This window comes from Labrys okinawensis (genome assembly GCF_047345005.1).
GTDB lineage: Bacteria > Pseudomonadota > Alphaproteobacteria > Rhizobiales > Labraceae > Labrys > Labrys okinawensis.
Genome location: NZ_CP178864.1, coordinates 6,472,673 through 6,496,336 on the forward strand (window position 1 = coordinate 6,472,673; position 23,664 = coordinate 6,496,336).

The window sequence follows — 23,664 nt, forward strand, 5'->3', positions numbered from 1 at the left end:
CATACCCGCCCGGACGGAGCTTCCTCAGACTATGACAGGCCGACTTGTCGATCAGGGCGCGCGGTGGACCGCAGCCCGGCAGGACGAGGCTGTGGCCGTTTATGCGCGACTGCTTCTTGGTCCGGCGAGACCTATTCGGGATCGCGGCGGAGACCGACTTGGTGCAGTGGGAGGTGATTTTCGCGTGCCGACCTACGCGGTGAGCATTTGAAATATAGGTAGCTGCCGTAGGTTCAGGCGACAAATCGCCTTGGTTCCTCGGGATGTGATATTAATGCAACACCGTGGATTTATCGCCTCACCACCGATTGTAACCCTTCATTACCTAACGTAATGTGCGGAGTGTTCTCAATATCTGCGGTGAAGTGCCATGCGTTATCTGCCTCCTGCTCTCCCTGTTCTCGCTACCTTGGTTTTCTGCGGTGCCGCCGCGGCCGCTGATCTGGCACCCCGCGTGGCTGAGCCTGTGGCGCCCGCTGCCGCCACTTTCTCGTGGACGGGCTTCTACGCCGGCCTGCATGCCGGCGCCGCCTTCAACAAGGCCGATACATCGGCCGGCGCCTTCGATGGACTGGGCCGTCTTGATGAAAAGCTCGATAGTACAGGCTTCGTCGGCGGTGTTCACGTCGGCTATAACCAGCAGTTCGATGGCGGCTTCGTCGTCGGTATCGAGGGTGATATCGACTATCGCAATCTCAATAAGAAGAAGGCAGTGCCGGGTGATTCGTTCCCCGCGCCCGGCGGCGGCGACGTGGACGCCAGCGCCTACCGCAAGATTGAGAGCGACTGGCAAGGTTCGCTTAGAGCCCGTGCGGGTTACGCCATCGGCAACATCCTGCCCTATCTAACCGCCGGCGTTGCTTTCTCGGATGAGAAATATACCGATGGCCAGGCCACCACCGGCTATTCGAGCTTCCGCCATGAGAATAGCACGGTGATCGGATGGACGGCCGGCGCCGGCGTCGAATATGCGATGACCGACAATTGGCTGGTGCGGGGCGAGGTGCGCTACACCGATTTCGGCAGCAAGAGCTTCCGGTTCAGCGATGACGATGACCGTACCACCGTCAAGCTTCGGGAGATCTCCACAACGCTCGGCGTTAGCTACAAGTTCTGAGCCTGAAAGGCGTTCGAGGCCGGGCGGATAACCGACGCGGAGCTTGAAGATTACCGGTGAGGCCGGGAGGCGAAATGCGCGCCCGGTCCCCGTCCGGACCTGCTCGCTGCTTTGGTCGTCATGCGACTGGTCACGCCAAAGGACTCCAGATTGCCTTCGTGATCGAAGACCGGGACGACCATCGCGCCGGCTTCTCGCCCCACCTTCGCCCAGTAGGCATTGATCGTGTCGGCGTGCCGCTGAGCGTCCACGACCGAGGATAACAGATGAGATGTGTTTGCGGGCATCTTGCCTCCACTGTTCGAATCGGTCCGGCGAAGAAACCACGCGGAGGGGGCGACAAGGTGACCTCGCGTGCCAAGGAATCGACCCAACTATTCCCAATTCCTTAAGCTCGTCGTCCAACAGGATGACGACAACTCGAACCTCGTTGCGAGCCTGCGTCAGGAGCGCGAGGTGGAGAACTGGAGAGCTGGCGGAGGTGTATAGAGCTGGAAGGGCAACAGACGAGAAGCTTCAGGTGAACGACCAGGTCGTTTGTCGTACCTGTGAATCAGGTTGCTCTTGTTATTTTGGTAAATCCTTCTGCTGTACAAGGCTTTGCAAATTGCAGGAGCTTTCGAATGGCCCAGGCCTCGCCAACGACCTCGGATATTGTCGCAGCAACGGGCTTGGCAATTGGCGGCATCTTCGGCCTCGCCGGTACCTTTGTCGGGACCGCCGAATTACGCGAATCCTTCTGGACGATCGACGGCGTGGCCATCGTGGTGGCCGCCACGCTTTTGACCATGAAATATCTGCGGCAAGGACAAGACTGCATTGCGGCTGGATACCTGACCTTCGCCGCTGGTGAAAGCCTGCTGCTGGCGGGCAACGCAGCGGGGCTTCAGGCCAGCGTCCCGTCCTATGTCGGGGGAATAGCCCTCTGGTCGGCAGGCCTCATCATGATCAGCGCTCCGAAGACCTTTCCCTTGTGGGTGCGCTTGACGGCGCTGGTGGCGGCCGTGCTGTTTGCGGTGACAGTGGGTCGGATTATCTGGGGCGTCCCTTTGCTTCCGACCTCCTCTCCCCTGCCGGCCCTGGGATATCCCTTCCTCGTGCTGACATTCGCGGGTTGGATTTGGACCCTTCTTAGGCCCGGGCCCTAAGTGGCCGGCTGCGACGTCTTTCCCGATCTGAGAGGTCGAGTACGGTTCGACTGGTCGAACCCTGGGAACCTCTCAACATCCTCACGAGAGATATGTAGGGCTCGTATCCCTGATCTAACGCCAGGGCAGAATCGACTTCATCAGTTATTTATTTCCAACTACTTATTTGCTTCCGATGGTCGATAGTGCTTAGATAAAAGCAATGGTATCTATCATTGAAGTGAAAAACAAGCCTCAAGAATTCGTCTTAATACTGGAACTTCTAGAGAATCGAATAGACTGAAGGCGATTCCCGATGCCTCAAGCTGATTCCTTTAGACTGGCACAACAGCGCATCGCCCAGGAACGCTCCGAGCAGACGAGAATAATCGACCTCCGCGATCTCGAACTTGAAGCCATTCCCGATGAACTCTTTCAGCTTACGCATCTTAGGGACCTAAAAGTGGGGTTCAGCTCGACGATTGGTCATCGTCTGAAATTTCGACAGCAATTCGAGAAATTGCGATCTTTTACCGAGCTTTCAATGCTAGCAGTGATCAACAGTGATATTGATTCGATCGACATTCTGGCCGGAATGACACATCTTCGTCATCTCATCATCGCCCAAAATTTCGTCGATACCTTAACTCCATTAGTAGCTCTTAACACGCTCCAGCACCTCGACTGCTCCCACACACAGATCCGCGACCTTGCGCCGGTTGCTGTTCTCGAAAACCTCGAGCATCTCGGCTGCTCCAACACACAGATCAACGACCTCGCGCCGGTTGCTGTTCTCGAAAACCTCCAGCACCTCGACTGCTCCTACACACAGATCAGCGACCTCGCCCCGATCGCTGTTCTCTCAAACCTCCAGCACCTCGACTGCTCCTACACACGGATCAGCGACCTCGCGCCGGTCGCTGTTCTCTCAAACCTCCAGCACCTCGACTGCTCCTACACACGGATCAGCGACCTCGCGCCGGTCGCTGCTCTCGAAAACCTACAGCACCTCGACTGCTCCCACACACGGATCAGCGACCTCGCGCCGGTCGCTGCTCTCGAAAACCTACAGTTCCTCTCCTGCTCCCGCACACAGACCAGCGACCTTGCGCCAGTCGCTGCTCTCGAAAACTTACAGCGCCTCCACTGCTCCTACACACGGATCAGCGACCTCGCGCCGGTCGCTGCTCTCGAAAACCTACAGTTCCTCTCCTGCTCCCGCACACCGATCAGCGACCTCACGCCGGTCGCTGCTCTCGCGAACCTACAGCACCTCTCCTGCTCCGACACACAGATCAGCGATCTCGCGCCGGTTGCTGCCCTCGAAAACCTACAGCACCTCGACTGCTCTATCACACAGATCAACGACCTCGCTCCGGTTGCTGCTCTCGAAAACTTACTGCACCTCGACTGCTCCTACACACAGATCAGCGACCTCGCGCCGGTCGCCGCTCTCGAAAACCTCCAGCACCTCTCCTGCTCAACCTCACAGATCAGCGACCTCACGCCGGTCGCTGCTCTCGAAAACCTCCAGCACCTCGACTGCTCAAACACACAGATCAGCGACCTCACGCCGGTCGCTGCTCTCGAAAACCTCCAGCACCTCTACTGCTCAACCTCACAGATCAGCGACCTCGCGCCGGTCGCTGCTCTCGAAAACCTCCAGCACCTCGACTGCTCAAACACACAGATCAGCGACCTCGCGCCGGTCGCTGCTCTCGAAAACCTCCAGCACCTCTCCTGCTCCACCACACAGATCAGCGACCTCGCGCCAATCGCTGCTCTCTCTAACCTCCAGCACCTCTCCTGCTCCACCACACAGATCAGCGACCTCGCGCCGATCGCTGCTCTCGAAAACCTCCAGGACCTGTACTGCTCCGACACACAGATCAGCGACCTCGCGCCGGTCGCTGCTCTCAAAAACCTCAAGCGCCTCGCCTGCTCCGAAACACAGATCAGCGACCTCGTGCCGGTCGCCGCTCTCGAAAACCTCCAGGACCTCGACTGCTCCTACACAGAGATCAGCGACCTCGCGCCGGTCGCTGCTCTGGGAAGTCTCTTCAATTTGAGCTGTGCGGCATGCCACCTAACAGAGATTCCAAGCTTCATGCTCGACATGCAGACATCGCTAAACCTGCGTGCAAGGGGTTGCACCATCACGGGCATCCCATTCGGCGTCCTTTCACAAGACGAAGATGACGACTTCCGGCCTGCGCTGAGAGCACATCTCGCTGATCTTGCAGCGGGACAAGCCAACATTCTCGATGTCAAACTTGTCCTTCTCGGCAATGGGGCCGTCGGCAAGACCCAGATTGCCCGGCGCCTGTCGGCTCTGCCCTTCAACCCCGAATGGGACTCGACGCACGGCATCCGCATCATCGACAAGGCAATTCCGGAGAGCCTGACCGACGACCTGTGCTTGCATATCTGGGATTTCGGGGGCCAGGATATCTATCACGGTACTCATGCCCTGTTCCTGCAGGGGCCTGCCTTGCTCATGCCCATATGGGCCAAGGACCGCGAGAATCGCGATAGTTATGATCATGGGGGGTTGCGCTTCCGCAACCACCCCCTGGCTTATTGGCTCGATGTCATCCGCCACCAGGCAAGCACCCAAAACCCAATCCTCATCGTCCAGAACAAGTGCGATCGCATCGAGGACGAAGAGCGGCGCTTCAGGATCGCTGACGAGGATTTGCAGGCGTTCAGCTACGTTAAGGAACTTCGTGTCAGTGCCAAGGAGGGGCGCGGCATGGCAACGCTGGAAGAAACCCTGCGCGATGCTGCTTCCTGGCTGCAAAGCTCCGAGCGCACAGGATTGCCCCTGATCGGTGCCGGGCGTCTGCGAGTCCAACGCCGCCTCGAAGCCTTGCGTTCGGCCGACATGATGTTGCCACCGGCCGGACGCCAACATCGGTTGCTCGAACGAACAGACTTTGAAAAGATCTGCATCGAGGAAGGAGGGATTTCTTCCCCAGAGATGCTGCTAGCCTATCTCAACGCCAATGGCACACTTTTCCATCGCTCCGGTCTGTTTCAAGATCGTATTGTGCTCGACCAGAGCTGGGCACTGGAGGCTATCTACGCCATATTCGATCGCGAGCGTGTCTACAAAGTCCTGCAAGCCAACAATGGCCGTTTCTCGCGTATTCTGCTTGGCCAACTGGTCTGGCGGGAACATAGCGATGAGGAGCAGAAGCTTCTTGTGAGCATGATGCAATCCTGCCGAATCTGCTTTCCACACCGGCGCTTTGCGGGCGCCTACGATGAGGCGGACGAATATATCGCGCCAGACCTGCTGCCGGACAGAAGCAGGATTGTCGATCAACTTGAGGCACGCTGGGACAACAGCCTCGCCTGCGAGGCTACCAGCTTTTCATATGGGCTTCTGCATGGAGGATTGATCCGCTCCATAATGGCTGAAATTGGCCAGTCCGCTGGCGTCGATGCCCTCTATTGGCGCAGCGGTCTCTATGCCTATGAAGGCCGCACCCGCAGCCACCTCCTGATTGAAGAGGCAATGACCGGCGACTGGCAGGGCATCATCCGCGTACGAACGCAGCGAGGCGCTGCAAGAGAGCTGATGTCTCAAACAGTTGCCATTGTTGAACGTATCCAGAACAGCCTTGGCATGTCCGGCAAAATCGAACAATCCGCGCCCGCAATCGAGCCAGTGTTGCACCAGGTCATGACGTTCCAGCAGGAGAAGCCTCCTGTGCCCGAATGGTACGTATCCTTTGCATGGGGCGATGACCGCACGCCGGAGGGCCGGGCACGCCAACAAGCGGTCGATGAGCTTTGCACAAGAGCGACAGCCGAAGGATACAAGATCATACGTGACAACGAGAAGCTGAGTCTCGGGGACAGTATTTCTGCCTTCATGCGCCGGATCGGTGCCGGCGACCGAGTCTTCATTATTCTCAGCGAAAAATATCTTCGCTCGCCCTTCTGCATGTTCGAATTGAGCGAAATCTGGCGCAACGCCAAGCAGGAGGGTTCCGGCTTTCTCAAGAGGGTTCGCGTCTATGCTCTCCCTGACGCCAAGATCGATAGCGTGCGCGATCGAACTGCCTGGGCTGTCCATTGGAAAGTCGAGTATGAGGGCCTGGACAGCGTCGCCCGCGAACATGGTCCAACTATCCTAGGCGAAGCAGGTCAGCGTGAACTCATGCACATGCAGCGGTTCTACACCCAGGTTTCCGATATCCTTGCCACTATTAGTGACGTCCTTCTGCCGCGGAGCCTCGACGATTTGACGCGTTATGGCTTTGATGCGCCGAAGGAAGAATGATGTGAGCCGGCGGCTTGCTCGGCGAGACGCTTCTTGAGATCGCAGGTCAAGCCGACATAGCGCTGGCCTGGGGTGCCTTCGCTTTCCAGAAGGTAGACATACCACAAGAACCGGCCCTCCTTCGCCAAGGCTTCGGAGGGCATCCTGCTTCGATGATAGGGTGTGGACCTGTCCTGCGAAGCGCGGAGCGCGAAGCAGGATGGTGGAGCTGATGAGATTCGAACTCACGACCTCTGCAGTGCGATTGCAGCGCTCTCCCAACTGAGCTACAGCCCCGGCTGCCCGGAAGCGTCGCCATTTAGTGTTCGCGCCTCCCCCCTGTCAAGCCGCCTGCGGCCCGGATCCGGGGTCGGGCATGATCAATTTGGTTTGCAATACCTATGGATTTGTTCTCACGCATTCTCAGCCTGGCGATCGCCTGGGCCTTTGAAATGATTTTGGGCTACCCGCGGCCCCTCTATGCGCGCATCGGCCACCCCGTCACGTGGATGGGCACGCTCATCGCCGGGCTCGACCGCCGCCTCAATGTCGAGGCAGACACCCGCTCCACGCGCCGCTCGGCCGGCATCGTCGCCACCGGCATCCTGGTGGTGGTGGCCGGGCTTGGCGCCACCATCATCGAGCGCCTCTGCCTCTCGTTCACCTACGGCTTCATCCCGCTTGGCATCATCGCTTCCTCGCTGATCGCCTCCAAGAGTCTCGCCGAGCATGTCGAAAACGTCGCGCATGGGCTGGAGACGGGCGGTCTCGCCGGCGGGCGCAAGGCGGTGTCGATGATCGTCGGCCGCAACCCCGAGACTCTGGACGAGCCCGGCGTATGCCGCGCCGCGATCGAGAGCCTGGCCGAGAATTTTTCCGACGGCGTGGTGGCGCCGGTGTTCTGGTATGCGCTGTTCGGCCTGCCGGGCATCGCCGTCTACAAGATCGTCAACACCGCCGATTCGATGATCGGCCACCGCACGCCACGACACGAGGCCTTCGGCTGGGCTTCGGCCCGCCTCGACGACTGGCTGAACCTGATTCCCGCGCGGCTCACCGCCCTCATCCTCAGCGCCGCCGCCTTCATCAGCCACCGCCGCGGCCGCGCGGCGATGCAGACGGTGCGGCGCGACGCCGGCAAGCACCGCTCCCCCAATGCCGGCTGGCCCGAGGCGGCGATGGCCGGCGCCCTCGACCTGCGCCTCGCCGGCCCGCGCGTCTATGGCGAGACGGTGGTCGACGATGCCTATATGGGTGATGGTCGCGCCGATGCCGGCGTCGCGGATATCTACAAGGCGCTGAACCTCTTCCACACGGCCTGCGTGATCCTGTCGGCGGTGATCGGCGTGCTGACGTTCTATCTGGTGTACAAGCAATATCACTGAGGGAGAGAATGGTTGCCAGAGGTCGCGACTCGCCTTCCCCACGAAGCTGGGGAAGGTGGCGTTGCGAAGCAATGACGGATGGGGTGTGGTCCGACGGGCTCGGCTCTTAAGGGAAGAACTCGGATTTCTTCAACAATAGAATTGAGCCTTATTCCGTTGGCTCATAGCCCGTAGGGCCACGCCCCCTCCGAGCCGGCTTCGCCGGCCCCAGCGCACACAAACGGTGTGCGCGATACCCCAGCTTCGTGGGGGAGGAGAGTCGCGCCTGCTTCTCTCACCCCAGCCCCGCGATCCTCTCGATCATCGCCATGTCGAGATGCCCGGCCAGATGGATCGCGAAGGCGTCCAGCGTCTCCTCGACCGCCATCTCGTACTGCATGTCGCCGCCCTCCCCGCCGAGCCGTCGCAGCCAGGCGGCACGCTGGCGGTCGTCGCCGAACAGGCCGTGCACGTAGCAGCCCGCGACGCGGCCATCGGCGGACCAGGCGCCGTCCGGCGACCCGTCTGCGAGATGCAGCACCGGGCGGGCGAGCGCCGGGCCTTCGGTGATGCCGACATGCATCTCATAGCCCGCAAAGGGCACGCCGTCGGCCGCCGTCTCGCCCGTCACCGCCACCAGGCGCTTGTCGCCGGTGAGGCGGGTGGCGACGTCGAGAAGACCGAGGCCCGGCACATCCGCAGGCGCGCCCTCGATGCCGTCGGGGTCCTCGATGCGCGCGCCCAGCATCTGGTAGCCACCGCATAGGCCCAGGACATGGCCGCCGCGCCGGACATGCGCAGCGAGGTCGATGTCCCAACCCTCGGCGCGCAGGAAGGCGAGGTCGGCGATGGTGGCCTTGGAACCGGGCAGGATGACGAGGTCGGCAAACGGCAGGACCTCGCCCGGCTTCACCATCACGAGATCGACCTCCTCTTCCTGCGCCAGCGGGTCGAGATCGTCGAAATTGGAGATGCGCGGCATCATCGGCACGGCAATCGTGATCCTGGCGCCAGCCCGGCGACCGCCATAGCTGCCGAGCGCCAGCGCATCCTCCGCCGGCAGCTTCGCCGCGCCTGGGAAATGCGGCACCAGCCCCAGGGCCGGCCAGCCGGTCCGCGCGGCGATGAAGCGCATGCCGTCGGCGAAGAGCGAGGGGTCGCCACGCATCTTGTTGACGATGAAGCCCTTGATCAGCGCTGCGTCCTCCGGCGCCACCGCCGCCTGCGTGCCGAGGAGCTGGGCGATCACCCCGCCCCGGTCGATATCGCCGACCAGCACGACGGGCGCCTCGACGGCACGGGCAAAACCCATATTGGCGATGTCGTTGGCCCGGAGATTAACCTCCGAGGCCGAGCCGGCGCCCTCGACGAGGACGAGATCGGCCTCTTCGCGAAGGCACGCAAAGCTGTCGAGCACATCGGGCAGTAGCCCGCCCTTCAGCCCCTGATAGTCGCGCGCCCTGGCCGAGCCGCGCATACGGCCCTGCACGATGATCTGCGCACCCGTCTCCGACTGCGGCTTCAGGAGCACCGGGTTCATATGCACGCTCGGCGCCACCCGCGCCGCCCGCGCCTGCAGCGCCTGCGCCCGGCCGATCTCGCCTCCATCGGCGGTGACGGCGGCATTGTTCGACATGTTCTGCGGCTTGAAGGGGCGCACCCGGAGGCCCCGGTCGGCGAAATGGCGGCAGAGCCCGGCCACCAGCAGCGACTTGCCGACATCGGAGCCGGTACCCTGGAGCATGAGGATCTTGGCGGGCATGGGGGTCCTGGGGTGGGGGTAAGGAGCCGCCCGCTGTATCACTGGTGAGAACGGTCTGCAGCAGCAATATAATGGAACGTCGTGCCGCCCCACCTCTCACGATAAATGTCCCCCCGGCCATCGATTCGCCACGCACATCCTTATGATCGTTCCTGGCTGGAATCGTGGGGCACAACGCCCTACACTTCCAGAATCGGTTCATTCGGACGGTGGCATGGCGAACGCTGAGGCTGGCAGGGGCCAGGATACCACGCAGGAGGCACAGTCCTTCGACGCGCTGATCCGGCGCGCCCGGCTGGCCATCGCGTGGGAGGGGGCCTGGCCGCGGCTGGCTTTGCCGCTCGGCGTGTTCGGGCTCTTCCTCGCCGCCAGCTGGTTCGACCTGTTCGGCCAGCTCTCCGGGCCGCCGCGCCTCGTCATCTTCGTGCTTTTCGTTGCGGGACTGATCGCTTCGCTCTGGCCTCTGGTGCGCCTGCGTGCTCCCACGCGCGAGGAAGCCCTTTTCCGGCTCGACCACGCCGCCGGCCTGCCGCACCGCCCGGCCACCGCAAGGCAGGATCGTCTTGCCCAAGGCAGCGGCGATCCCCTGGCCGAAGCGCTCTGGCGCCGGCATCGCCGCGCCGCGCTGGAAGCAAGCCGCAACATCCGACTCGGGGTGCCCTCGCCCAACCTGCCGGCGCTCGATCGCTATGGCCTGCGCGTCGGGCTGGTGCTCGCCCTCGTCGTCGGCTTCTTCTATGCCGGGGCCGAGCGCCTGCCGCGCCTGATCGGTGCCCTGCAATCCCCCGCCTACGATATCGCTGCCCTCTTCTCCGGCCCCACCGCCGAGCAGGCCGGCACCCGGCTCGACGCCTGGGTCACCCCGCCGCCCTATACGCGCCGCGCGCCGCTGGTGCTGACGGACGCGAATCAGGCCGCGCCGACCGCGGTTCCCGCCGGCTCGCTGCTGGTGATCCGCCTCGCCGGCGACAAGGAGGCCCGCATCAGCGCGAGCGGGGGCACCAGCGAGGAAGCCGCCGCCACCGCCAATGCGCCCGATCCCAACCTGATCGAAAGGCGCCTTAAGCTTAGCGCCGACGCCGGCGTCGAGATCGCGCGCTCGAATGGCGCGGTGACGCGCTTTGCCTTCACCGTCATTCCCGACCGGCCGCCGACCATCGCCTTCGACGGGCCGGTGAAACCCGACGGCAAGGGCGGCATGACCTTCGCCTACAAGGTCGACGACGACTACGGCGCCGCGTCCGTGGAGGCACGGGGCACGCTGGCGAACGAAGGCCATCCGCTCTACGCTCCGCCAAAGATTTCCCTGCCCACGCCGGCCGGCCATGCCCGCAGCGGTTCGGTGACGGCGACGCGCGACCTCTCCTCCGATCCGCTTGCCGGCGCCACCGTGACGATGACGCTGGTGGCGCGCGACGATGCCGGCAATGAGGGTCGCAGTGCGCCGCAGGACGTGACGCTGCCGCAGCGCGATTTCACCAACCCCCTCGCCCGCGCCCTGATCGAGCAGCGCCTGAAGCTGTCGCTCGACGCCAACCAGGCCGGCGAGGTCAAATATGCGCTCCACGCGCTGATGATCGCGCCGGAGGATTTCACCAAGGATGCCGGCCTCTATCTCGGATTGCGCACGGCCTGGGACCGGCTCGACCATGCCAACTCCGACGACGACTACCGCAATGTCGCCGATTACCTCTGGCAGATCGCCAATGCCATCGAGGATGGCGACGGCACACTGGCCGAGCGCCAGCTCAAGGCCGCACGCGAGAAGCTGCGCCAGGCGATCGAGCGTGGCGCCTCGCCCGAGGAGATCCAGCGGCTCACGCGGGAATTGCGCCAGGCCATGAACAATTTCCTCAAGGATTATGCCCAGCGCCAGCAGCAGGCCCTCAAGCATGGCCAGAAGCCGAATGCTGGCAAGCAGTTGCGCATGATCTCGCCCGACGAGCTCGCCAAGCTGCTCGACCAGCTCGAGAAGTCGGCCCGCGAAGGCAACAAGGACGATGCCGAAAAGCTGCTCTCCCAGCTCGACGATATCCTGAACAACCTCGCAAATCCCGAGGATGTCGGCCAGGGCGATCCCTCGATGCAGCAGATGCAGCAATCGCTCAACGACATGAGCAAGATGATCCTGCGCCAGCAGCGCCTGCGCGACCAGACCTACCGCCAGAACCAGCCCCCGCCCCAGGGTGGCCAGGGCGATGAGAGCCAGGGGAACGACCAGGGCCAAGGAAACGACCAAGGACTGGGGAACGACCAGAATCCGGGCGACAATCAGGCCCAAGGGGATAATCAGGGACTGGGTGACGACCAGAACATGGGAATGGATGGCCAGGGGCAGCAGGGCCAGGGCCGTCAGGGCGGACGCCAGCAGGGGCAGAACGGACAGGGTGGGCAGGGCCAGGCCGGCCAGGGCATGCCTTCGATCGGGGATCTGCGCAACAAGCAGCAGGCGTTGCGCCAGCAGCTGGAGAAGATGCAGCGCGACCTGCGCGAGAGCGGCACCGAGGCGCCGGACGCCCTGGGCGAGGCCGGCCAGGCCATGCGCGATGCCGAGGGCCAGCTCGGCGACAAAAACAGCGAGGATGCCATCAACTCGCAGGGCAGGGCGATCGAGGCATTGCGCCGCGCCGCCAAGAATCTCGGCGAGCAGCTCGCGGAGGCCCAGCGCAATGCCAAGGGCCAGGCCCAGCAGGGCGGCCCGCGCAACCGCGACCCGCTCGGCCGCCAGTTGCCGAACAGCGGCCCGGATTATGGGGCCGACGGCTCGATCGACGCCTCGCCCTCCAAGCGCGCCGGCAAGGTGCTCGAAGAGCTGCGCCGCCGCCTCGCCGACCCGAACCGGCCCAAGGCCGAGACCGACTATCTCGAGCGCCTGCTGAACAACGAGTGATGCTGGGAGCGCGGACGTCTCGTCCGCTCTTCCTCTGTCGTGGAACGATCCGTCGCCAAGAGCGGACGGGACGTCCGCGCTCCCGGGAAAATTCCTCTCCTCTTGCCAGAATGCGACCTTCGTACCGTATTCCGACAATTCGCTCCCCCCGCGCCCGATAGGATGGCCCGCGAAGCACCCAGGGAGCAGCCGATGACCAAAGCCCTTCGCGCCACCGGATCCTGCCTCTGCGGCGGGGTATGCTATGAAGTGCACGGCGCGCTCAGCGAGGTCAGCGCCTGCCATTGCTCGCAATGCGCCAGGACCACGGGCCACCATCTCGCCTCGACCAATTGCGCCAATGACGACCTGGTGCTCACCACCAGCCAGACGCTTCGCTGGTACCGCTCCTCGGAGAAGGCGGAGCGCGGCTTCTGCTCGGCCTGCGGTGGCAATCTGTTCTGGCGGGCCTTCGGTGCCGGCGAGACCAGCATCGCCGCCGGCACGATCGACCGGCCGACGGGACTGATGCTGACCAGCCACATCTATACCGCCTCGAAGTCGGACTATTACATCATCGCGGATGGAGCCGAGCAGTATGAGGTGTCGTAACTCCCGGGTGCGCGGACGTCACAGCGACATGCGTGCATGTCGCGATGTCCGCCCCTCCCTCTGCATCAAGCGTTCTCGTTTCCAAGATGCGGGCATCGCGACATGCGAGCATGTCGTTGTGATGCCCGCGCACCCGGGAATCTCCAATGTCTTCTGATCCCCTGCTCCAGCCCTACCAGCTCAAGCATCTCACCTTGCGCAACCGGCTGATGTCGACCGCCCATGAACCGGCCTATACCGTGGACGGCATGCCAGCGGACCGCTACCGGCTCTACCATGTCGAGAAGGCGAAGGGCGGCATCGGGCTCACCATGATCGGCGGCTCCGCGGTGGTGGCGCCGGACTCGCCGCAGGCCTTCGGCAATATCCTGCTCTACAAGGACGAAGTGGTGCCCCATCTTGCCCGCCTCGCCGACGAGGTGCACGAGCATGGCGCGGCCGTGATGATCCAGATTACCCATCTGGGGCGCCGCACCCATTGGGGCAAGGAGGACTGGCTGCCGATCATCGCCCCTTCCTCCATCCGCGAGCCTGCACACCGGGCCTTCCCCAAGGCGGCGGAGGACTGGGACCTCCGGCGCATCATCACCGCCTATGCCGACGCGGCCGAGCGCGTGAAGGCGGCCGGGCTCGATGGCTTCGAATTCGAGATGTACGGCCACCTCATCGATCAGTTCTGGTCGCCCGCCACCAATCGGCGCGAAGACGAATATGGCGGCAGTCTCGACAACCGCCTGCGCTTCGGGTTCGAGGTGATGCAGGCGGTGCGCGAGCGCGTCGGTCCGGATTTCATCGTCGGCACCCGCATGGTCTGCGACGAGGACTGGGACCGCGGCATCTCGAAGGACGAGGGCCTCGATATCGCCCGCCGCATCGCGCGCTCGGGCCTGGTCGACTTCATCAACGTCATCAAGGGCCATATCGACACGGACGAAGCGCTGAGCCATGTCATCCCCGGCATGGGCGCGCGCTCGGCCCCTCATCTCGACTTTGCAGGCGAGGTGAAGCAAGCCACCGCCATCCCCACCTTCCACGCCGCTCGCATCCAGGATGTCGCCACCGCCCGCCATGCCGTGGCCTCCGGAAAGCTCGACCTCGTGGGCATGACGCGCGCCCACATGGCCGACCCGCATATCGCCCGCAAGATTGCCGAGGGGCGCGAGCATGAGATCCGGCCCTGCGTCGGCATGGGCTATTGCATCGATTCCATCTATGGCGGCGAGGCGTTGTGCATCCACAACGCCGCCACCGGCCGCGAGGGCTCGATCCCGCATGTGATCACCGACAAGGCTGCTGTCTCCAAGCGTGTCGTGGTTGTTGGTGCCGGCCCCGGCGGGCTGGAGGCGGCGCGGGTCGCGGCAGCACGCGGCCATCGCGTCACGGTGTTCGAGGCAGCGGACGAAGCGGGCGGCCAGATCCGCCTGACCGCCGCCCTCAAGCGCCGGCGCGAGATCATGGGCATCATCGACTGGCGCGTCGCCGAATGCGAGCGGCTGGGCGTGCAACTTCATTTCAACACTTATGCCGAGGAAGACACGGTGCTGGCCGAGGCCCCCGACATCGTGGTGGTGGCGACAGGCGGCCTGCCCAACACCTCCTTCCTCGACTCGGGCGAGGATCTTGTCACCACAAGCTGGGACATCCTCTCTGGCGCCTCCAGGCCGGCGGCGAACGTGCTGCTCTATGACGACAACGGCGCCCATCCCGGCATGACCACCGCCGAATTCATCGCCGAGGGCGGCGCGAGGCTCGAACTTGTCACGCCCGAGCGCAGCCTGGCCCCGGATGTCGGCGGCACGAATTTCCCGGCCTATTTCCGCGCCTTTTCCAAAGCCGGGGTGCAGACGACCCTGAACCTTCGTCTCGAAGGCGTGGCGCGCGAGGGCAACACGCTGGTCGCGCGGTTCTTCGACGAATACGGCAAGCGCGCCGTGGAAAAGCGGGCAGAACAGGTGGTGGTGGAGCACGGCACCCTGCCGCTGGACGAACTCTATTTCGCCCTGAAGCCGCATTCCTCCAATCTCGGCGCGGTGGACTACGAGGCACTCACCGCGGGCAGGCCGCAGGCGCTGGCGGGGAACGAGGCGGGCAGGTTCCAGCTCTTCCGCATCGGCGACGCGGTGGCATCGAGGAACATCCACGCGGCCGTCTATGACGGCATGCGCCTTGCGATGGCGTTCTGATCTGGGAGCACGGACGTCCCTACGACACTCAAGAGAGTGTCGGGCGATCCGCTCTTGAAACGACTCGGTGGCAGTCAAGCTCGCAACGATCCAGGTCCAAGCAGTGCCCAAGGACACATGATGATACCGGCGGTTGCCCGAAAATGCGGAGATTGCCGCATTTCGACAGCGCAAGGCGGCTGGCCTATTGTCGTCCCTCCCGATTCGACCGGAGCCGCCCGTGCCGTCTTCCCCAAAGATCCTCTTCCTCAGCGTCTCCGCCGGCGCCGGGCATACGCGTGCGGCCGACGCACTGAAGGAAGCGACGCTCCTCCTCGATCCGAAGGCCGAGGTGCGCCATCTCGACGTGATGGACCATGTGCCTTCCACCTTCCGCAAGATCTATACCGACTATTACATCAAGCTCGTGACCCGGCATCCGGCGATCTGGGGCATGCTCTACCAGGCGAGTTCGGAGGCGCCGCCCGATGCGATGTCGCAGAAGCTGCGGCGGGCGGTGGAACGCCTCTCCAGCCGTCCCCTGCGCGGCGCCATCGACGCCTTCGCGCCCGATGCCATCGTCTGCACGCATTTCCTGCCCGCCGAACTGTTGATGCGCGAGATCGGCAAAAGCCGCCTCGGCGTGCCCGTCTTCGTGCAGATCACCGATTTCGACCTGCACCGCATGTGGGTGATCCCGCGCATGACGGGTTTCTTCGCCGGCAACGAGGAAGTCGCCTTCCGCCTCCGCGCCCATGGCGTCGAGGCGGCGCATATCCACGTCACCGGCATTCCGATCATGCCCGCCTTCGCGCAAAGCCATGACCGCGCGGCCTGCGCGATGGCCTTCGGGCTGGATCCGGCGCGGCGCACCTACCTGCTGATGGGCGGCGGCGCCGGCCTGGGCGTGGCGCCGCTAGCCAAGCGCCTGGCCGCCATCGATTCCGAGTTGCAGCTCGTGGTGCTGGCTGGCAGGAACAAGCCGGTGCTGGAAGACTTGCAGGCGGCCGCGGCCGGGCAGCCCGGCCGGCTCTTCCCCCTCGGCTTCACCAATGAGGTGCCGCGCCTGATGGCGGCGGCCGATCTCGTCATCACCAAGCCCGGTGGTCTCTCCACCTCCGAATGCCTGGCGATGGGCGTGCCGATGCTGCTGAGCGCGCCGATCCCAGGGCAGGAGGAGCGCAATGCCGACTACCTCCTGGAAAACGGCGCCGCGATGAAGGCAATTGACGAAGTCGGCCTCGACTATCATATCGCCCTGCTCAAGGCCGAGCCGCAGCGCCTTGAAGCCATGCGCCGCAATGCCCGCGCCCTCGGCCGCCCCCGTGCCGGCGAGGATGCCATGAAGATCGTGCTCGAGAAAACTGCGATTGTCTGAAATCGCAGTTTTCTCCAGACTTGGCTTTGACGCATTTTCTTAATCGAAAAGTCTGCCAACTTTTCTGGAAAATGCTATGGCCGCCCTGCCATGACAGCCACCGACATGCCGCTCGCCGCCACCGGCCGTGCCCGTCTCCTGCAGCCGATCCTCCTGATCGGAATGGTGATGCTGCTCGGCTTCTTCTTCGCCAATGTCGAGATCCAGATCGAGGGCAGCCATGGCTGGGCCTCCAGCCTGCCGACCTGGCGCATCGAGCACCACTGGCTGCTCGACATCTTCTGGGGCAGCCGCCCGATGACGGGCTACCACGCCTGGATCTTCCCCTTCATGGCGCTGTTCTTCCACTTCCCGCTGATCTTCGCCTGGCGCTGGTCATGGCGGCTGGAAGCCCGCGTCATCGCCTGCATCATGATGTTCTGGCTGAGCGAGGACTTCCTCTGGTTCGTCTGCAACCCCGCCTTCGGGCTCGCGAAGTTCGCCCCCGAATTCATCCCCTGGCACATCCACTGGTTCGGACCGGCACCGGTGGATTACTGGACGATGAGCGCGGCGGCGGCGGTGCTGATGGGATGGTCGTATTGGGAGCGGGGACTTCCAGTCCGCTCTTGAAACGATAGAGTCCCGGAAGAAGCAGACGCGGTCATTTGCCAGCGCACCGCCCTTGTTTGCGCGACCTGCGATTCAAGAGCGGACTGGAAGTCCGCGCTCCAGGTTTCGTTTTGCGCTCGAGAACGGCCACTCCTCCGCCTTCGCGCAGAGCCGCGCTTCGACCGAGTTCTGTTCGATATAATAGCGCGCTGCCTCAAAATGCCGCTCATTGCGGATTTTGCGATCGAAGTATTCCGGGAACCACAGGCTTCCTTGCCGTCCCAGCAAGCGATTAATCTGCAGGGCCGTGAAGGATTTCCAGGCGTGAACAATAGCTGATAGGGCATGGCCGTTGATGGGGGTTGCCAGGGCATGCACGTGGTTCGGCATGACGCTCCAGGCATGGAGCCGATAGCGCTGCCCATCGAAATGCAGTAGCGAATCCTCAACGACGCGCCCCACCTCCGGCTGACGGAGAAGCGCCTCGCCATGCCCGCTGTCGAGAAGTTCCTCGAAGCGTTTGCGTTGTTCGGTGGGATCCGGCTTCGCCTCCTGCTTGGCCGCTTTCAGGCGCTCACGCACCTCTGCGGGCAAAGAATCGGCCAGGCGAAATGTGATGCTTTGGGGCTCTTCGCCGACTTCCCAATGAGGCAGATACCCTCGCGAATGCCACTCAGCCTTCGGACGCAAGGGATGGGGATGCTTTTTGTCGACCAAGGCGCAATTCCGGAGCGCGGACTTCCAGTCCGCTCTTGAACCACATACGTCTCAGACAATGGTACCCCGATTGCGCTCTATCCTGCAAAGGCGAGGTTCAAGAGCGGACTGGAAGTCCGCGCTCCCATCACCCCCGCATCCTCGAGCCCTTCGGATCGAAAAGCGGCTCGGCCGCTACCTTCGCCCCTCTCCGCTCGCCGATGATCTCGATCTCATAGGGCGCCGCCGCATCGAAGGCCGCTGCCTCGACATAGCCGAGCGCCACCGAGGCCTTGGAGTGGTGCGCATAGCCGCCGGAGGTCACCCAGCCGACCACCTTGCCGTCGCGCCAGATCGGCTCGTCGCCGATCACGTCGGCATCGAGAGCGTCGACCACGAAGGTGGCGAGCTTGCGCGTTGGGCCGGCGTCGCGCGCCTTCAGCATGGCGTCGCGGCCGATGAAATCGGGCTTCTGGGTGGAGACGAAGCGTTCGAGGCCGGCTTCCCACGGCGTATAGATCGGGCGGTATTCGCGCGACCAGGAGCCGAAGCTTTTTTCGAGGCGCAGCGAATTGAGAGCGCGGCCGCCGAACAGCTTCAGGCCGAGATCCGCGCCTTCCTTCACGAGGAGATCGAACAACGTGCGCTGATGCTCGGGCTTGACCCATAGCTCGTAGCCGAGATCGCCCGTGTAGGTGACGCGGCCGACGATGGCGGGCACCGTGCCGACATTGAAGCGGCCGAAGGCCATGAACGGGAAGGCTTCCTTCGACAGGTCCTCGTCGACGACGCGGGTGATCAGCTCACGCGATTTCGGGCCGGCGATTTGCAGGCCGACGAGATCGAGGCCATGGGCGCGCAGGGTGACGCCGCTCTCGGGCAGGTGGGCCTGGAACCACCGCATGTGATACTGCTCGGCAAGGCCCGAACCGAAGATCATGAAGCGGTCGTCGGCCTCGCGCGCCAGCGTGAAATCGCCAATGAGCATGCCGTTCTCGTTGAGCATGGGCGTCAGCACCATGCGCCCCCTGGCCGGCAAACGGTTGGGCAGGAGCTTGTCGAGCCAGGCATCGGCACCCTTGCCGGAAATCTCGTACTTCGCGAAATTCGAGATCTCGAGCAGGCCGACGCCGTCGCGCACGATGGCGCTTTCAGCGGCGACATGCGGGAAATCATTGGAGCGGCGGAAGGAGAAATCGTCGTTGGCCTCGGCCTTGGAGGGCGCGAACCAGAGGGCGTGCTCCAGGCCGCACATGTCGCCGAATACGGCGTTGTGGTCCTGCAGCCGCTCATAGATCGGCGTGGTGCGGAAGGGGCGGGCCGCCGGCAGCTCCTCGTTGGGGTAGCGGATGCGGAAGCGGCGGGCATAGTTCTCGCGCACCTTGGCGTTGGTATGCGTCAGCGTCGTCCAGTCGCCGTAGCGGGCGACGTCCATGCCCCAGACGTCGAAGCCGGGATCGCCATGCACCATCCAGTTGGAAAGGGCGAGGCCGACGCCGCCACCCTGCGAGAAGCCGGCCATCACACCGCAGGCGACCCAGTAGTTCCTGAGGCCGCGGATCGGGCCGACCAGCGGATTGCCGTCCGGCGCGAAGGTGAAGGGGCCGTTGATGACGCGGCGGATGCCGGCATTCTCGAAGGCCGGGAAGTGGCGGAAGCCGACTTCCAGCGACGGAGCGATACGGTCGAGATCGGGCTCCAGCAGGTTCTGGCCGAAATCCCAGGGCGTCTCTCTCTCCGACCAGGGCTTGCAGGCTTGCTCATAGGTGCCGAGCAGCATGCCGCCGCGCTCCTGGCGCATGTAGATCTCGCCCTCGAAATCCAGCGCGGTGATCACCTCCTTGCCGGTGGAGGCGTTGATCTCGGCAACTTCGGGCATGTCCTCGGTGAGGAAGTACATGTGCTCCATGGCAAGCACGGGCAGCTCCAGGCCGACCATGCGGCCGCACTCGCGCGCCCACAGCCCGCCGCAGTTGACGACGTGCTCGGCGTGGATGTTGCCCTGCTCGGTGACGACATCCCAGGTGCCGTCCTCGCGCTGCGACATATCGACGACGCGGTTGCGCAGGACGATGTCGGCGCCCTTGAGCTTGGCCGACTTGGCGTAGGCATGAGTCGTGCCATAGGGATCGAGGTGGCCCTCCAGCGGATCGTACATCGCGCCTGCGAACTGATTCTCGTCCATCAGCGGCATCAGCTTCTTGGCTTCGGCAGCCGAGATGATCTCGGTATGCATGCCCAGATATCGGCCCTTGGCATGGGCCATCTTCAGCCAGTCCATGCGCTCCTTGGTGCCGGCCAGCATGACGCCGCCGGTGAGATGCAGGCCGCAGGACTGGCCAGAGAGCGCCTCGATCTCCCGGTAGAGCTCCACGGTATATTGCTGAAGCTTGGCGACGTTGGGATCGCCATTGAGGGTGTGAAAGCCGCCCGCCGCATGCCAGGTGGAACCCGCCGTCAGCTCCGCGCGCTCGATCAGGGTGACATCGGTCCAGCCGGCCTTGGCGAGATGGTAGAGCACGGAGCAGCCGACGACGCCGCCGCCGATGACAAGGACACGGGTGTGGGATTTCATGGGGAGCGGTATCCTAAGGGTCGAGAGTTAGCAAAATGAGGCGGTGACTTCCCGGGTGCGCGGACATCTTGTCCGCATCTCCCCTTCCATCGGGCGTATCGTTTCCAAGATGCGGACAAGATGTCCGCGCACCCGGGAAGCTTAAAAGTCTGTCGGTGCGCCGCCCTCTTCCTTGCGCCTGGCGACGAAGGCATTGAGCTCCTCGCGGATGGCGGGATCCATCGGCGGCTCCTCATAGGCCGCCAGGCGATCCTTATAGAGCCGGTTGGCGCGATCATAGGCGGTGGGCGAGCCCGCTTCCCGCCAGGTCTCGTAGTTGCGCCAGTCCGAAATCATCGGCGAGAAGAAGGCGGTGCGGTAGCGGGCCTGGGTATGGGCGCAGCCGAAGAAATGACCGCCCGGGCCGACCTCTCTGATCGCGTCGAGCGCCAGCTCGTCGTCATTGACCTGGAACGGCATCAGGAAATTGGTGATCATGTCGAGAAGATCGGCGTCGATCACCATCTTCTCGAAGCTCGCATGGAGGCCGCCTTCCATCCAGCCTGCGCCATGCATCAGCAGGTTCACGCCGCCCATCACCGCGCCCCAGAGGGAGAACACGCTCTCATAGGCAGCCTGGGCATCGATGGTATTGGCGGCATTGGTGTTAGAGGAGCGGTAGGGCAGGCCGTAGCGCCGGGCGAGCTGGCCGCCGACGAGAGCGGCCTTCATCTGCTCGGGCGTGCCGAAGGCGGGCGCGCCGGTCTTCATGTCGACATTCGAGGTGAAGCCGCCATAGGCAAAGGGCGCGCCCGGGCGCACGGACTGCGACAGCACCAGCCCAGCCAGCGCCTCGGCATTCTGCTGGGCCACCGCCCCGGCGATGGTGACCGGCGCCATGGCTCCGGCCAGCGTAAAGGGCGTTAGCACGGTGAGCTGGTTGTGCCGAGCCATCTGGATGACGCCTTCCATCATCGGGATATCGAGGCGCAGCGGCGAATTGGAATTGATGATAGTGAAGAGCGAAACCTCGCGATCCAGTGTCTCGCGGTCGATGCCGCGCGCGATCCGCACCAGCTCGAAGGCATCGAGGTTGCGCTCGCGCCCAAGCGAATAGGCATGGACAGGCTTGTCCGACAGCGTCAGCAGGTCATAGAGCGCGTCGAGATGGCGCACCGAGGCGTGGACATCGGCCGGCTCCACGGGATAGCCGCCCCACAGATGCACGGCGTCGAGGGTTTGACCGAGACGGATGAGGTTCTGGAAGTCGCGGCGGTTGCCGGGCCGGCGCCCACCATCGCGGTCGGCCACGTTGGGCGCACTCGCTACCGAGCAGAAGGCGAGATGGTCACCGCCGATGGTAAGGTTCCGCTTCGGATTGCGCGCATGCAGGGTGACGCTCCTCGGGGCGAGACCGAGCTTCGATTCGACCAGGCCACGATCGAAGCGCACTTTGTTCGTATCAGGCGCGACATCGGCGCCCGCGGCCTTGAGGATGACCTTGGCCTCCTGATGCAGCACCTCGATGCCCATCTCCTCCAGGATCTGCAGCGAAGCGGCATGGATGGCTTCCAACTGGTCCTCGGAAACGGCGTTCACGGCCGGAAACGGACGCTTGGGCTGGGGGCGGTAGACGGGACCCGAACTGCCCGCGCGCTGGCGTTCCTCGCGGCCGCGACGGCGCGGCTTTTCGCTGGTTTCGAGGGAGAGTTCCGGCGGGGTTTCCATGGCGGGCGGTTCCTTTTGTACGCAAAACCTAGCGTGCGCCCGAGGTGTTCGCCATGGCGAAAGGGGGCTATCGCATTTTTGGATTGCCTCATCGAATTAAGGCGCGCCCGGCGCAAAAGGGCTGGGGTTAGAGTTGGTGGAAATGGGGGCGGGTCTTCAGACCCGCCTTCCTGAAAGCGCCGCGTTTCAGGCTGGTCTGAAGACCAGCCCCCAATCAGAGATCTCCCATGGCCCGCTACCAGCTCTCCCATCTGCCGCGCATCACCGGCGGCCCAGGCGCTCGTGAATTAGCCGGCGAACTAGCGTCCGCCAGGCTCGGCAAGGGCGCGCAGGTGCTGCTCGTCGCCGATCCCGGCCTGAAGGCCACCGGCCTCATCGACGACGTCGAGGGCTCCCTCAGGAAGGCCGGGCTCGGCGTTTCCATCTTTTCCGAATTCGGCGGCGATCCCACCATCGTCTCGGCCGATGCCGCTGCGGCACAGGCCCGGCGCACCAAGGCGAAGGCGGTGATCTCGCTGGGCGGGGGCTCGGCGCTCGACCTCGGCAAGGTCGTCGCCGCCATCGCCACCACCGCCGCCACGGCGCGCCGTTCGGCTGAAGACTATGCGCTCTGCGCCCGCTCATTCCCGCGCAAGCGTCTGGTTTCGCTCGTCATCCCTACCACCTCGGGCACAGGCTCGGAATGCACCCGCACCGCCATCCTCACCCGATCCGACAAGGCCAAGGTCTGGCTGTGGGGCGAGGAGCTGAAGCCGGACGAGGTGATCCTGGATCCCGAAGCCACGCTGTCCCTGCCGCCGGTGCTGACGGCGTGGACCGGCATCGACGCCCTGGTCCATGCGCTCGAGGCCAGCACCAACGGCAATGCGACGCCGGCTAACAATGTCCACGCGCATGAAGCGATCCGCCTCGCCAGCGCCAACCTGGCCAATGCCGTCGGCAAGGGCAGCGACCTCGCCGCCCGCGAGGGCCTGCAGCGTGCCGCCGCGCTCGCCGGTGTTGCCATCGACAATTGCGGCACGGCGGTCGCGCACAACATTGGCCACGCGCTCGGCTCGCTGCGTCCCGTGCAGCATGGCCGTTCGGTGGCACTCGGCATGATCGCCACCCTCGGCTGGAACATCGAGGGCGATGACGGACGCTTCACCGCCGCCGCTGAGGCCATGGGCCTGAAATCGGCCGCCGACCTCCCCGCCGCCTTCGACCGGCTGGTGCGCTCGATCGGCATCAAGGTCTCGCTGGCCGAGGAGTTCGAGGGTGTCACCCCCATGCGCCTCGCCGATCAGATGGGCCGGCCGGAGAACGCGGCGATGCGGGCTTCAAACCGCCGTACCATCGAGGATGCCGACCTGCTGCGCTTCGCCGAGCGCGTGCTGACGCAGGCCTGATGGGAGCGCGGACGTCCTACGACACTCAAGTGAGTGTCGGACAATC

Annotated in this window: 14 protein-coding genes and 1 tRNA gene; 10 read left to right on the forward strand and 5 right to left on the reverse strand. The window is 64.0% G+C overall.

All coding sequences use genetic code 11. The features are described 5' to 3' along the window. Positions 1 to 370: 370 nt before the first annotated feature. The 3 genes from ACMDCR_RS30085 (at position 371) to ACMDCR_RS30095 (ending at position 6,535) form a co-directional block, all read left to right on the forward strand. Positions 371 to 1,117 (forward strand): outer membrane protein, encoded by a 747-nt coding sequence (locus ACMDCR_RS30085; protein ID WP_413990130.1) that lies wholly within the window; start codon positions 371 to 373, stop codon positions 1,115 to 1,117. Positions 1,118 to 1,740: 623 nt separating this feature from the next. Continuing rightward, positions 1,741 to 2,265: a hypothetical protein gene (locus tag ACMDCR_RS30090; RefSeq protein WP_413990131.1), complete on the forward strand. Its 525-nt coding sequence runs from the start codon at positions 1,741 to 1,743 to the stop codon at positions 2,263 to 2,265. A 295-nt stretch (positions 2,266 to 2,560) separates the two neighbouring features. Then, complete coding sequence (locus ACMDCR_RS30095; RefSeq protein ID WP_413990132.1) at positions 2,561 to 6,535, forward strand: leucine-rich repeat domain-containing protein; 3,975 nt, start codon at positions 2,561 to 2,563, stop codon at positions 6,533 to 6,535. Between the two features lie 200 nt (positions 6,536 to 6,735). Here ACMDCR_RS30095 and ACMDCR_RS30100 read toward each other — a convergent pair. Further along, positions 6,736 to 6,811 (reverse strand) — tRNA-Ala (locus ACMDCR_RS30100). A gap of 104 nt (positions 6,812 to 6,915) precedes the next feature. On the opposite strand from ACMDCR_RS30100, the gene cbiB reads away from it, so the two are divergent. Beyond that, positions 6,916 to 7,899, forward strand: coding sequence for an adenosylcobinamide-phosphate synthase CbiB (gene cbiB, locus ACMDCR_RS30105; RefSeq protein WP_413990133.1), 984 nt, complete (start codon positions 6,916 to 6,918; stop codon positions 7,897 to 7,899). Positions 7,900 to 8,173: 274 nt separating this feature from the next. Here the strand turns inward: cbiB and ACMDCR_RS30110 are convergent, their stop codons facing one another. Continuing rightward, positions 8,174 to 9,640 (reverse strand): cobyric acid synthase, encoded by a 1,467-nt coding sequence (locus ACMDCR_RS30110; protein WP_413990134.1) that lies wholly within the window; start codon positions 9,638 to 9,640, stop codon positions 8,174 to 8,176. Between the two features lie 214 nt (positions 9,641 to 9,854). Between ACMDCR_RS30110 and ACMDCR_RS30115 the strand changes: the two genes are divergently transcribed. The 5 genes from ACMDCR_RS30115 to ACMDCR_RS30135 all read left to right on the forward strand — a co-directional run bounded on the left by ACMDCR_RS30115 (position 9,855) and on the right by ACMDCR_RS30135 (position 17,273). Then, a complete protein-coding gene (locus ACMDCR_RS30115; RefSeq protein ID WP_413990135.1) occupies positions 9,855 to 12,530 on the forward strand; it encodes a TIGR02302 family protein in 2,676 nt (891 codons plus the stop codon). 192 nt (positions 12,531 to 12,722) lie between these two features. Continuing rightward, the gene (locus ACMDCR_RS30120; protein WP_413990136.1) at positions 12,723 to 13,121 is read left to right on the forward strand and encodes a GFA family protein; all 399 of its coding nucleotides are present in this window, start codon (positions 12,723 to 12,725) and stop codon (positions 13,119 to 13,121) included. Between the two features lie 146 nt (positions 13,122 to 13,267). Continuing rightward, positions 13,268 to 15,304, forward strand: coding sequence for an FAD-dependent oxidoreductase (locus tag ACMDCR_RS30125; RefSeq protein WP_413990137.1), 2,037 nt, complete (start codon positions 13,268 to 13,270; stop codon positions 15,302 to 15,304). 220 nt (positions 15,305 to 15,524) lie between these two features. Then, positions 15,525 to 16,661 carry an MGDG synthase family glycosyltransferase gene (locus tag ACMDCR_RS30130; RefSeq protein ID WP_413990138.1) on the forward strand — a complete coding sequence of 379 codons (1,137 nt, stop codon included), beginning with the start codon at positions 15,525 to 15,527 and terminating at the stop codon, positions 16,659 to 16,661. A gap of 90 nt (positions 16,662 to 16,751) precedes the next feature. Further along, entirely contained in the window at positions 16,752 to 17,273 is a 522-nt protein-coding gene (locus ACMDCR_RS30135) for a hypothetical protein (protein WP_413990139.1), read from the forward strand. Between the two features lie 72 nt (positions 17,274 to 17,345). Here the strand turns inward: ACMDCR_RS30135 and ACMDCR_RS30140 are convergent, their stop codons facing one another. From ACMDCR_RS30140 to ACMDCR_RS30150, 3 genes are all read right to left on the reverse strand, one after another. Continuing rightward, the gene (locus tag ACMDCR_RS30140; protein WP_413990140.1) at positions 17,346 to 17,969 is read right to left on the reverse strand and encodes a transposase; all 624 of its coding nucleotides are present in this window, start codon (positions 17,967 to 17,969) and stop codon (positions 17,346 to 17,348) included. Between the two features lie 127 nt (positions 17,970 to 18,096). Beyond that, complete coding sequence (locus ACMDCR_RS30145) at positions 18,097 to 20,523, reverse strand: GcvT family protein (RefSeq protein ID WP_413990141.1); 2,427 nt, start codon at positions 20,521 to 20,523, stop codon at positions 18,097 to 18,099. A 141-nt stretch (positions 20,524 to 20,664) separates the two neighbouring features. Beyond that, the gene (locus tag ACMDCR_RS30150; RefSeq protein WP_413990142.1) at positions 20,665 to 22,230 is read right to left on the reverse strand and encodes a trimethylamine methyltransferase family protein; all 1,566 of its coding nucleotides are present in this window, start codon (positions 22,228 to 22,230) and stop codon (positions 20,665 to 20,667) included. Between the two features lie 227 nt (positions 22,231 to 22,457). On the opposite strand from ACMDCR_RS30150, the gene ACMDCR_RS30155 reads away from it, so the two are divergent. After that, the gene (locus tag ACMDCR_RS30155; protein ID WP_413990143.1) at positions 22,458 to 23,618 is read left to right on the forward strand and encodes an iron-containing alcohol dehydrogenase; all 1,161 of its coding nucleotides are present in this window, start codon (positions 22,458 to 22,460) and stop codon (positions 23,616 to 23,618) included. Positions 23,619 to 23,664: the final 46 nt, after the last annotated feature.

Excerpts from the sequence above, each read along its gene's own strand:
- cbiB (WP_413990133.1), top strand. The coding sequence starts at position 6,916 with ATGGATTTGTTCTCACGCATTCTCAGCCTGGCGATCGCCTGGGCCTTT.
- ACMDCR_RS30120 (WP_413990136.1), top strand. The coding sequence starts at position 12,723 with ATGACCAAAGCCCTTCGCGCCACCGGATCCTGCCTCTGCGGCGGGGTA.
- ACMDCR_RS30095 (WP_413990132.1), top strand. The coding sequence starts at position 2,561 with ATGCCTCAAGCTGATTCCTTTAGACTGGCACAACAGCGCATCGCCCAG.
- ACMDCR_RS30150 (WP_413990142.1), bottom strand. The coding sequence starts at position 22,230 with ATGGAAACCCCGCCGGAACTCTCCCTCGAAACCAGCGAAAAGCCGCGC.
- ACMDCR_RS30085 (WP_413990130.1), top strand. The coding sequence starts at position 371 with ATGCGTTATCTGCCTCCTGCTCTCCCTGTTCTCGCTACCTTGGTTTTC.
- ACMDCR_RS30135 (WP_413990139.1), top strand. The coding sequence starts at position 16,752 with ATGACAGCCACCGACATGCCGCTCGCCGCCACCGGCCGTGCCCGTCTC.
- ACMDCR_RS30145 (WP_413990141.1), bottom strand. The coding sequence starts at position 20,523 with ATGAAATCCCACACCCGTGTCCTTGTCATCGGCGGCGGCGTCGTCGGC.
- ACMDCR_RS30155 (WP_413990143.1), top strand. The coding sequence starts at position 22,458 with ATGGCCCGCTACCAGCTCTCCCATCTGCCGCGCATCACCGGCGGCCCA.
- ACMDCR_RS30115 (WP_413990135.1), top strand. The coding sequence starts at position 9,855 with ATGGCGAACGCTGAGGCTGGCAGGGGCCAGGATACCACGCAGGAGGCA.
- ACMDCR_RS30110 (WP_413990134.1), bottom strand. The coding sequence starts at position 9,640 with ATGCCCGCCAAGATCCTCATGCTCCAGGGTACCGGCTCCGATGTCGGC.
- ACMDCR_RS30090 (WP_413990131.1), top strand. The coding sequence starts at position 1,741 with ATGGCCCAGGCCTCGCCAACGACCTCGGATATTGTCGCAGCAACGGGC.
- ACMDCR_RS30125 (WP_413990137.1), top strand. The coding sequence starts at position 13,268 with ATGTCTTCTGATCCCCTGCTCCAGCCCTACCAGCTCAAGCATCTCACC.